General features: G+C 74.1%; 10 protein-coding genes. 9 read left to right on the forward strand and 1 reads right to left on the reverse strand.

Annotation, left to right across the window (positions count from 1 at the left end):
• The first annotated feature begins 1 nt into the window (after window position 1).
• The 7 genes from lepB (at window position 2) to ACZCAH_RS10265 (ending at window position 6,534) form a co-directional block, all read left to right on the forward strand.
• Entirely contained in the window at window positions 2-802 is an 801-nt protein-coding gene (gene lepB, locus ACZCAH_RS10235; protein WP_464340972.1) for a signal peptidase I, read from the forward strand.
• On the forward strand, window positions 799-1,542 hold the full coding sequence (locus tag ACZCAH_RS10240) for a ribonuclease HII (protein ID WP_464340973.1): 744 nt from the start codon (window positions 799-801) through the stop codon (window positions 1,540-1,542). The genes lepB and ACZCAH_RS10240 overlap by 4 nt, the downstream gene beginning before the upstream one ends.
• Window positions 1,539-1,841 (forward strand): DUF2469 domain-containing protein, encoded by a 303-nt coding sequence (locus tag ACZCAH_RS10245; protein ID WP_329749667.1) that lies wholly within the window; start codon window positions 1,539-1,541, stop codon window positions 1,839-1,841. The genes ACZCAH_RS10240 and ACZCAH_RS10245 overlap by 4 nt, the downstream gene beginning before the upstream one ends.
• Before the next feature lie 414 nt (window positions 1,842-2,255).
• On the forward strand, window positions 2,256-2,609 hold the full coding sequence (locus ACZCAH_RS10250) for a YraN family protein (RefSeq protein WP_464340974.1): 354 nt from the start codon (window positions 2,256-2,258) through the stop codon (window positions 2,607-2,609).
• Window positions 2,609-4,147 (forward strand): YifB family Mg chelatase-like AAA ATPase, encoded by a 1,539-nt coding sequence (locus ACZCAH_RS10255; protein ID WP_464340975.1) that lies wholly within the window; start codon window positions 2,609-2,611, stop codon window positions 4,145-4,147. Before ACZCAH_RS10250 ends, ACZCAH_RS10255 begins: the two co-directional genes overlap by 1 nt.
• A complete protein-coding gene (dprA, locus tag ACZCAH_RS10260) occupies window positions 4,144-5,370 on the forward strand; it encodes a DNA-processing protein DprA (RefSeq protein WP_464340976.1) in 1,227 nt (408 codons plus the stop codon). Before ACZCAH_RS10255 ends, dprA begins: the two co-directional genes overlap by 4 nt.
• Before the next feature lie 123 nt (window positions 5,371-5,493).
• Window positions 5,494-6,534, forward strand: a complete 1,041-nt coding sequence (locus ACZCAH_RS10265; protein WP_464340977.1) for a tyrosine recombinase XerC — start codon at window positions 5,494-5,496, stop codon at window positions 6,532-6,534.
• A 13-nt stretch (window positions 6,535-6,547) separates the two neighbouring features.
• On the opposite strand, the gene ACZCAH_RS10270 is transcribed toward ACZCAH_RS10265, so the two are convergent.
• Complete coding sequence (locus tag ACZCAH_RS10270) at window positions 6,548-7,276, reverse strand: murein hydrolase activator EnvC family protein (RefSeq protein ID WP_464340978.1); 729 nt, start codon at window positions 7,274-7,276, stop codon at window positions 6,548-6,550.
• A gap of 387 nt (window positions 7,277-7,663) precedes the next feature.
• Between ACZCAH_RS10270 and rpsB the strand changes: the two genes are divergently transcribed.
• Together rpsB and tsf are read left to right on the forward strand one after the other, a co-directional pair.
• Window positions 7,664-8,575, forward strand: coding sequence for a 30S ribosomal protein S2 (gene rpsB, locus ACZCAH_RS10275; protein WP_464340979.1), 912 nt, complete (start codon window positions 7,664-7,666; stop codon window positions 8,573-8,575).
• A 102-nt stretch (window positions 8,576-8,677) separates the two neighbouring features.
• Window positions 8,678-9,502, forward strand: coding sequence for a translation elongation factor Ts (gene tsf, locus ACZCAH_RS10280; protein ID WP_464340980.1), 825 nt, complete (start codon window positions 8,678-8,680; stop codon window positions 9,500-9,502).
• Window positions 9,503-9,575 lie beyond the last annotated feature (73 nt).

A 9,575-nucleotide genomic window follows, 5' to 3' on the forward strand; every position in this document is an offset into this window, starting at 1 on the left:
GATGAATGCGTCCGAGAACCCCGAACCCGCTGCGTCCGACTCCCGCGACGCGGCCCCCGTTCCGGACGCCGAGCACGGGGCCCCCGGGACCGACGCCGAGGCCACCAGCGGCCACCGCGCGGGCGGTCGCACCCGCTCGCGGATGCCGCTCTGGCTCGACACCCTGGTGACCATGGGTGTGGCCCTGGTCATCGCGGTGCTCGTGAAGACCTTCCTGATCCAGCCGTTCTACATCCCGTCGGCGTCGATGAACCCGACGCTGCTCGAGGACGACAAGATCATGGTCTCGAAGCTGACGCCCGGGGTCTTCGACCTGCATCGCGGCGACGTGATCGTCTTCCAGGACCCCGCGGACTGGATCCCCGGCGACGCGACCGAGGACCCCACCCCCCGCGTGCGCCTGATGATGGCGCTGAGCCTGGTCGGTCTGGCCCCCGATCCCTCCCAGGACCACCTGGTCAAGCGACTGATCGGGCTCCCGGGAGACCACGTGGTGTGCAGCGCGCGCGATGCCGTGCTCGAGGTCAACGGGGTGCCCGTCGACGAGCCGTACATCAACCCCGAGACCTCCGCCTGCCAGGGTGCCTTCGACGTCACGGTCCCCGAGGGACACGTGTGGGTGATGGGCGACAACCGCCACGCCTCGGCCGATTCCGCGTACCACGAGATCAACGGCGAGTCCGGCTTCGTGCCGCTCGACGACGTGACGGGCCGGGCGGAGGTCATCTTCTGGCCCGCCTCCCGCTGGGACGGACTCGGAGGCGGTCGGGACGCCTTCGCCGACGTCCCGGACCAGCCGTGAGCGCTCGCGGCTCCGGCACCGCGCCGACGCTGGAGACCGAGCTCGCCCTCGCTGCGCGGTGCGGCCCGGGGCCGCGGATCGTCGTCGGCGTCGACGAGGTGGGCCGAGGAGCGCTCGCCGGGCCGGTCGCGATGGGCGCCTGCGCACTGCTGATCGAGGACGGCGCGGTCGCTCCGCTGCCGACGGGGGTGCGCGATTCCAAGGCGCTCTCCGCCCGACGTCGCGAGGCGCTGGTGGACCCGGTCCGGGAGGCGGCGCACGCCTCGTCGGTGGGCTGGGCCAGCGCGGCCGAGATCGACGAGGTCGGCATCGTCGAGGCCCTCACCCGCTCCGCGCTGCGCGCCCTCGAGGCGCTCGCACTGCCGCGGATCGACGCGGTCCTGCTCGACGGCTCGGCGGACGTCCTCACGGGCCGCCTGTCCGCCGACGGCCGCCCGGCTCCGCTCGTCGAGCTGCGGGTGAAGGCCGATCGTGATTGCGCGGGCGTCGCCGCCGCGAGCATCCTCGCGAAGGTCGCGCGCGATGCGGTGATGGTGGAGCTGGACGCGCTCGCCCCCGAGTTCGCGTGGGCATCGAACAAGGGGTACGGCTCGGCCGTGCACCGCGAGGCGATCGACCGGCTCGGATCGCACGAGCAGCACCGACGCAGCTGGCGGCTGGGCTCTGCACCGGCTCCCACCTCGGCTGGCGTACTGTGGGGCGACCAATGGACCGCCCAGGTGCAGGAGGAGCGTCGGTGAACAGCCAGGACCTCGAGAACTACGAGTCCGACCTCGAGCTGCAGCTCTTCCGGGAGTACCGGGACGTCGTCAGCCTGTTCACCTACGTGGTGGAGACCGAGCGACGTTTCTACCTCGCCAACCAGGTCGACCTCCAGGTCCGCTCCGCGGGCGGCGAGGTGTTCTACGAGCTGCGGCTCGCCGACGTCTGGGTGTGGGACATCTACCGCTCCAACCGTTTCGTCCGCTCCGTGCGGGTCGTGACGTTCAAGGACGTCAACATCGAAGAGCTCAACAAGCAGGACATCTCCCTGCCCTGATCCGCGCGTCGCGGCCGGGCACCCCGTCTGACCGGGCCGGCCTGGACGTCCGAGAGTCCGGTGCCGGTTGAAGCGGCGTGCTCGGACCGGAGACGCGGACCGTTCCTCCCCAGACCCCCTCCATCCCCAATCGGGGCCCGGAGGCGGCGCCGGCCACCGGGACGGACCACGCTGGCGGGCATGACCAGCTCCCCGACATCCTTCCGAGCGCATCCCGCGGCCGCCCCTCCGGATCCGCCTGAGCCCGCGGGCGCGCGCCTCGCCTCCGGCCCGCCCGGCCCGCCTGACCTTCCCGGTCCGCCCCGCCTTCGCGACCCTGGTGCCGCCGACGGGCCCGGGGCACCGCGCGTTCCGGTCGTCGCACGGCGCCCGGAGGGCCCCGCCCGCGCGCCCGACGCGGCCCGCGTGCGGCGCATGAGCACGGCCGAGCTCGGCCAGGTGGGGGAGGAGCTCGCCGCCGAGCACCTCACCGCGACCGGCTGGCAGGTCGTCGAGCGCAACCTCCGGATCGGCCGCGGGGAGCTGGACATCGTCGCCCTGGACCGCCGCACCCTGGTGTTCGTCGAGGTGAAGACGCGACGTTCCCTGGTCACCGGTGTGCCTCAGGCCGCCGTCACCCCGGACAAGCTGCGCCGCCTGAGACGACTCGCCGGGCAGTACCTCATGGAGCGCTCCACCCCGCACGAGGATGTGCGGATCGACGTGATCGCGGTCCACGCCCAGCTCGACGGCGGCTTCTCCCTCGAGCACCTGGCAGGGGTCGGCTGATGGGACAGGCCCGCATCCTCTCCGTGACGCTCACCGGACTGCAGGGCACCCTCGTCGAGGTCGAGGCGGACGTCTCCTCCGGCCTGCCCGCCTTCTCGCTCGTCGGGCTGCCCGACTCCTCGACCCTGCAGGCGCGGGACCGCGTCCGCGCGGCCTCCGCCCGCAGCGGCATCGGCCTGGCGCAGCGCCGCATCACCGTGAACCTCAGCCCAGCCTGGCAGCCGAAGCACGGCTCCGGCTTCGACCTGGCGATCGCGGTGGCCGTCGTCGCCGCCCAGGGCGACCTGCAGGTCGCGCCGCCGACGGACACGGTGATGCTCGGCGAGCTGGGACTGGACGGTCGGCTCCGGGCGGTGCCGGGAGTGCTCCCCGCGCTCCTCGCCGCCCGGGACCGGGGAATGACGGGAGCCATCGTCCCCGCCGGAAACCTCGCGGAGGCACGCCTCGTGCAGGGCCTCGCCGTGGAGGGCGCCGAACACCTCTGCGAGGTGCTGCACCGCTTCGGGGCGGACGTCTCCCCGCTCGCCCCGTCGGCGACCGGGCCGCTCCCCGCCCCCGCCGAGGACGAGCCCCCGGCGCCGAGCATGCTCGACTTCGCCGACGTGATCGGACAGGCGCAGGCGCGTCGCGCCGCGGAGGTCGCCGCCGCCGGGGGACACCATCTGCTGATGGTCGGCCCGCCCGGTGCGGGGAAGACGATGATCGCCGCGCGCCTGCCGACGATCCTCCCGGAGCTGAGCGTCGAGGAGGCGCTGACCGTCTCGGCGATCCACTCCGTCGCCGGTCGCTTCGACTCCCGCGGCGGACTCCGGCTGCAGCCGCCCTTCGAGAGCCCTCACCACACCGCGTCCACGGCCGCGGTGGTCGGCGGCGGCTCCGGGATCGCGCTGCCCGGCGCGATCTCCCGAGCCCACGCCGGCGTGCTCTTCCTCGACGAGGCCCCGGAGTTCTCGCCCCGTGTGCTGGACGCCCTGCGGGAGCCGCTCGAGACGGGGGACATCACCCTGCACCGCGCCCGCGGCGTGGTCCACTACCCCGCCCGCTTCCAGCTCGTGCTGGCCGCGAACCCGTGCCCCTGCGGGCGCGCGATCGGGAAGGGCGTGGACTGCAGCTGCACCCCGCTGCAACGTCGCCGCTATCTCACTCGGCTCTCCGGACCGGTGCAGGACCGCCTGGACATGCACCTCACCCTCGGCCCCGTGGACGTCGCCCGCGCCGGTGATGCCACCGGGGAGCCGAGCGCCCTGATCGCCGCCCGGGTCCGTGCCGCGAGGGGCCGGCAGCGTGAGCGCTTCGCGGGACGGGGCTGGACCCTCAACGCCCAGATCCCCGGCCCGTTGCTGCGCCGCGAGCTCGCCCCCGTCCCCGGAGAGGCGCGTCTGCTCGACCATGCCCTCTCCCAGGGGCGCCTCACCCTGCGCGGCTACGACCGCGTGCTCCGCCTCGCCTGGACCCTCGCGGACCTCGACGAAGCGGATCGACCCGGGGCCTCCCACATCGGGGAGGCTCTCACCCTGCGCCGAGGAGCCGATCGATGATCCCCGCCGACACCCCACCGCAGTCCCCGCGGGGCGGAGCCGTGACCCCGCCGGACGAGCGGAGGGCCCGGATGACCTGGTCGCTCGTCGCGGAACCGCAGGACGCTCTCGCGCTGCTCGCCCGGGAACGACTCGGACCGTCCGCGGCCCTCGAGCTCGCCCTCGACGGCTCCGCCCGCGAGCTCCTCGCCCGGCTCGGCGACCAGCTGCCGGGCGACCCCGCCGAGCCCGGCCCGTCCGCCCCGCTGGCCCGGGCGGAACGCGCCCTCGTCCGCTGGAGGGGCCGCCTCGCGGGCCTGGACCTCGACGCCGTGCTCGAGGACGCGGACCGCCGCCGGCTCCGCGTGATCATCCCCGGGGACCCCGAGTGGCCGGACGGCCTCGACGACCTCCAGGAGACCGCACCGCACTGTCTGTGGCTGCTCGGGCCCGGACGGCTCGACGAGCTCGCCGGCCCCCGCACCGTCGCCCTGGTCGGCTCGCGGGCCTCGACCCCGTACGGGGAGGACACGGCCGGGTCCTTCGCCGCCGAGCTCGCGAGCCGGCACTGCCCGGTGATCTCGGGCGGGGCCTACGGGATCGACGCGGCCGCCCATCGCGGAGCGCTCGCCGCCCGGGACGGGGACACGCTCGCCGTGCTCGCCGGCGGGTTGGACCGGCTCTACCCGCGGGGCAACACCGAGCTGCTGGAACGGATCGCCCGTGAGCACCTGCTGGTGAGCGAGGCGCCGCCGGGCACGGCCCCGACGCGGTGGCGGTTCCTCTCCCGCAATCGCCTGATCGCTGCGCTCTCGCGGGCCGTGGTGGTGGTCGAGGCATCCTGGCGATCCGGTGCGCTGTCCACCGCCCGGCACGCCGACGAGCTGTCCCGCCCGGTCGGCGCGGTCCCCGGACCCGTGACCTCCGCGGCCAGTGCGGGGTGCCACCGGCTCGTGCGCGAGCGGGGCGCGGTGCTGGTGACCGAGCCCGCCGAGGTGGTGGACCTGCTCCCCGGCGGGGACGCCGCGCGGGAAGGGCGCCACGCCCAGCAGGACGAGCTGGACCTCCTCAGCCCCGCGGACCGCCGCGTCCTCGACGCGGTGCCGCCCCGCTCGAGCCGCCCCCTCCCGCTGCTCGCGGACGACATCGGCTTCGAGGAGAGGGAGCTGCGCGCCGCGCTCGCCCGGCTCGAGCTGCTGGGACTGGTCACCGTGCAGGGAGATCGCGCCCGACGATCCCGCTGAGCAGCGGCCCCCGGCCGAGCGAGGTAGTCGCCCGCGGGGCGCGCCCGCGGGCTGAGGAGCGATCCCGACGACGGCGCGGGGTGGCTCCCGGGCCGCCCGGAGAGCGTGAGGGACACTGGGGGCATGATGGACAGGCCGAGCCCCGTGGACGTCCCGGGTGGGGAGGACGAGGTGATCGACGCCTTCGTCCGGCATCTCGAGCTCGAGCGCTCGCGGTCCCCGCACACCGTCCGGGCGTACCGGCGGGAGGTCGAGGACCTCCTGCGGCATCTGCACGAGGTCGAGCGGATACCCCTCGTCGACCTGGACGTGGCGGCCCTGCGCTCCTGGCTCGCCGCGCGGGGCGACGCCGGCCTCTCCTCGTCCACCCTCGCGCGCTCCGCCGCCGCGGCCCGGACCTTCACGACCTGGCTCGCCGCGACCGAGCGGATCCCCGTCGACGTCGGAGGACGTCTCCGCGCGCCGCGGCGCGGGCGGCACCTGCCCACGGTCCTCTCGACCGAGCAGGCCGCCACCCTCCTCGACGAGGTGGCGCCACCGGAGCGCGTGGCGGACGGGGGCGGCGTCCCGACCGTCTCGGGGCAGGACTCAGGGCAGGACTCCGGGCAAGACTCCGAGCACTCCCCGGACGGCCAGCCCGAGGATCCCGTCCACCGCGCCGTGGCCCTCCGCGATGCCGCGGTGCTCGAGCTGCTGTACTCCTCCGGTCTGCGGGTGTCCGAGCTCGTGGCCCTCGACCGTGGCAGCCTCGACCGCCGAGAGCGCACGGTGCGGGTGATCGGCAAGGGGGACAAGGAACGCATCGTGCCCGTCGGGCTGCCGGCCCTGGACGCCGTGGACCGCTGGGAGCACGAGGGGCGGACCCTCCTCCTCGGCGAGAGCCGCACCGACGCGCTGTTCCTCGGGGTGCGGGGACACCGGCTCGGCGACCGCGCGGTGCGCACCCTCGTCGACGAACACGCCGTCCGCGTCGGCATCCCGCGGCACATCACCCCGCACACGCTCCGGCACAGCGCCGCCACCCATCTCGTGGACGGCGGGGCCGACCTCCGCAGCGTCCAGGACTATCTCGGGCACTCCTCCCTCCAGACCACGCAGATCTACACCCACGTGAGCGCGGAACGGCTCCGCGCCGCCCTCGAGCAGGCCCACCCCCGGGCCTGAACCCCGGGGCGGCTCACTCGCTCGACGGGCGCGGCCACCGTTCGGGCCCCGCAGAGGCCGGGGAGGCGCCGGGGAGCGGGGCGCCTGCGCGATCGGTCCCCGTGCCGGCCGCGATGACGGGCCCCGCCGCGGGCGTCGCGCCCGACGACGCTCCGCCGACAGAGCCCGATGGCGGTCCGGCTCCGCCGCCCCCGGCAGCGCGGGACGCACCGGCGTCCTCGTCCCCGGTCGCCGGCAGCAGCACGCTCGGGCCGCGCGCGCCCAGCAGGGGCCGCGGATCGAGATAGCCCTCGGCCTGCTTCGCGCCCAGGTGCAGGCATAGGGCCGGGGCGCAGTGCGAGGCGCCGCCCGGATCCTCGAGCGTGCCGAGCACGTCACCGGCCGCCACCACCTGCCCCACGCTCACCGAGCCCGTGACCGGCTCGTACGTCGAGATCAGCCCGTCGGCGTGGACCACGGAGACGACCCCGCGCCCGGCGACCGAGCCCGCGAACCGCACGGTCCCCGCCTCGACGGCGGTGACGGGCGCGCCGGGGGCGGCGACCGCGATGTCGATCCCGCGATGCCCCGCGCCGTACTGGTGCTCTGGCGGGTCGAAGGGATGCACCACCTGGTGCGGTGCGGGGAGCGGCCAGAGCCAGCGCGCCCCCTCGCCGCGCGCGACGTCCGGCATCCCCAGGACCGTCACCAGGAACGCGAGGGCGACGAGCGAGCGGAGGACGGGGGAGAGCGCAGCGGTCATGCTCCCCACCGTGCCCGGCGGGCCGCCCCTGCGCCGTACGCCAGGGCGGCGCTGTGGACGGTGCGGTACTGGGGAGGAACGGTCCCGAGGACACGCCGCCACGTGACGCATCCCGCGCCGTCCGGGACCGGGCGGTCGGATAGACTTCCCCCAGCATCCGGACTCTCCGGATGACTTCGCGTGCCCACCAGGGCTCGTCGGCCCACGGTCCCCGATCGTGCCGCCGGTGCTCGCACCGACGGACCGCACGGGGCGGCCGGCATCCCGGGCACCAGGCCTCGCACCATCCGGTGGCGGGGGACAACCGAGAATGCAGGTCTGCGCGATGACCACGGACGCCCACCGGGCGCGCCGTGCGAGCCCAGGCCCAGAACAGAGGACACCATCATGGCAGTCGTCACCATGCGCCAGCTCCTGGAGAGCGGCGTCCACTTCGGTCATCAGACCCGTCGCTGGAACCCGAAGGTCCGTCGCTTCATCTTCACCGAGCGCAACGGCATCTACATCGTCGACCTCATGCAGACCCTGTCGTACATCGACAAGGCCTACGACTTCGTGAAGCAGACGGTCGCCCACGGCGGCACCGTGCTCTTCGTCGGCACCAAGAAGCAGGCTCAGGAGTCCATCCAGGAGCAGGCCACCCGCGTGGGCATGCCCTACGTCAACCAGCGCTGGCTGGGCGGCATGCTCACCAACCTGCAGACGGTCTCCGCGCGCGTGAACCGCCTCAAGGAGCTCGAGCAGATCGACTTCGAGGATGTGGCCGCCTCCGGCCGCACCAAGAAGGAGCTGCTGATGATGCGCCGCGAGAAGGACAAGCTCGAGAAGACCCTCGGCGGCATCCGCGACATGGCCAAGGCCCCCTCGGCCGTGTGGGTCGTGGACACCAACAAGGAGCACCTCGCCGTCGACGAGGCGCACAAGCTGAGCATCCCGGTCGTCGCGATCCTCGACACCAACTGCGATCCCGACGAGATCTCCTACCCGATCCCGGGCAACGACGACGCGATCCGCTCCGTCACCCTGCTGACCCGCGTCGTCGCCGATGCCGTGGCCGCCGGCCTGCAGGAGCGCCACGCGAAGACCACCGGCGGCGAGAAGAACGTCTCCGCGGTCGACGCCGAGCCGCTCGCCGAGTGGGAGCAGGAGCTGCTCAAGCAGTCCGAGGTCCAGCAGCAGGACGCCCCCGCCGAGGAGTCCGTGGCCGCGGCCGAGGAGACCCCCGCCGCCGAGGCTCCGGCCGAGGAGACCCCCGCCGCCGAGGCCACCGAGTCCACCGAGGCTCCCGCCGCGGAGTGACCGCACGGGCCCGGGGGCGATAGCGTCGCTCCCGGGCCCCTCCACGGGCGGCCCGGTCCGCCCAGCTCGTCCCCGCTCACAGCTCCCATGAGGAAGAGGAACATGGCCAACTACACGGCAGCAGACATCAAGGAGATCCGCGAGGCCACCGGCGCGGGCATGCTCGACGTCAAGAAGGCGCTCGACGAGGCCGACGGCGATCGCGCCAAGGCCGTCGAGATCATCCGCGTCAAGGGCCTCAAGGGCATCGCCAAGCGCGAGGGCCGCGACGCCTCCGAGGGCCTCATCGCCGTCGACATCCGCGACACCGAGGGCGGCCAGACCGGCACCCTCCTCGAGATCAACTCCGAGACCGACTTCGTGGCCAAGAACGACAAGTTCGTGGCACTCGGCGACGAGGCCGTGGCCGCCGCCGTCGAGTCCGGCGCCACCGAGCCGGCGGAGCTCGCCGAGACCCCCTTCGGCGAGGCCCTGACCAACGCCGGCGCCACCATGGGCGAGAAGATCGAGGTGCGTCGCATCGGCCGCGTCTCCGGCGAGGTCGTCACCTCCTACATGCACCGCACCAACAAGGACCTGCCCCCGCAGGTCGGCGTGCTCGTGGCCACCGACGCCGCGGGTGCCGAGGTCGCGAAGGACGTCGCGATGCACATCGCCGCGTTCACCCCCAAGTACCTCAGCCGTGACGAGGTCCCCGCGGACATCGTCGCCGACGAGCGTCGCATCGCCGAGGAGACCGCGAAGAACGAGGGCAAGCCCGAGGCCGCGCTCTCGAAGATCGTGGAGGGCCGGCTGAACGGCTTCTTCAAGGAGAACTGCCTCCTGGACCAGGCCTTCGCCAAGGACCCGAAGCAGACGGTCGGCAAGATCGTCGAGGCCGCCGGCGGCACCGTCACCGGTTACCTCCGCTTCCGCGTCGGCAACTGATCCGACCTCGGAGAGGGCCCGTCGGGCCGTCTCCCGCGGCCGCGCGTGAGCGTGGCCACCGTCCCGCGGCCCC

Source organism: Brachybacterium sp. B718/18 (assembly GCF_055454375.1).

Excerpts from the sequence above, each read along its gene's own strand:
- ACZCAH_RS10270 (WP_464340978.1), bottom strand. The coding sequence starts at position 7,276 with ATGACCGCTGCGCTCTCCCCCGTCCTCCGCTCGCTCGTCGCCCTCGCG.
- rpsB (WP_464340979.1), top strand. The coding sequence starts at position 7,664 with ATGGCAGTCGTCACCATGCGCCAGCTCCTGGAGAGCGGCGTCCACTTC.
- tsf (WP_464340980.1), top strand. The coding sequence starts at position 8,678 with ATGGCCAACTACACGGCAGCAGACATCAAGGAGATCCGCGAGGCCACC.
- ACZCAH_RS10250 (WP_464340974.1), top strand. The coding sequence starts at position 2,256 with ATGAGCACGGCCGAGCTCGGCCAGGTGGGGGAGGAGCTCGCCGCCGAG.
- ACZCAH_RS10265 (WP_464340977.1), top strand. The coding sequence starts at position 5,494 with ATGATGGACAGGCCGAGCCCCGTGGACGTCCCGGGTGGGGAGGACGAG.
- dprA (WP_464340976.1), top strand. The coding sequence starts at position 4,144 with ATGATCCCCGCCGACACCCCACCGCAGTCCCCGCGGGGCGGAGCCGTG.
- ACZCAH_RS10255 (WP_464340975.1), top strand. The coding sequence starts at position 2,609 with ATGGGACAGGCCCGCATCCTCTCCGTGACGCTCACCGGACTGCAGGGC.
- lepB (WP_464340972.1), top strand. The coding sequence starts at position 2 with ATGAATGCGTCCGAGAACCCCGAACCCGCTGCGTCCGACTCCCGCGAC.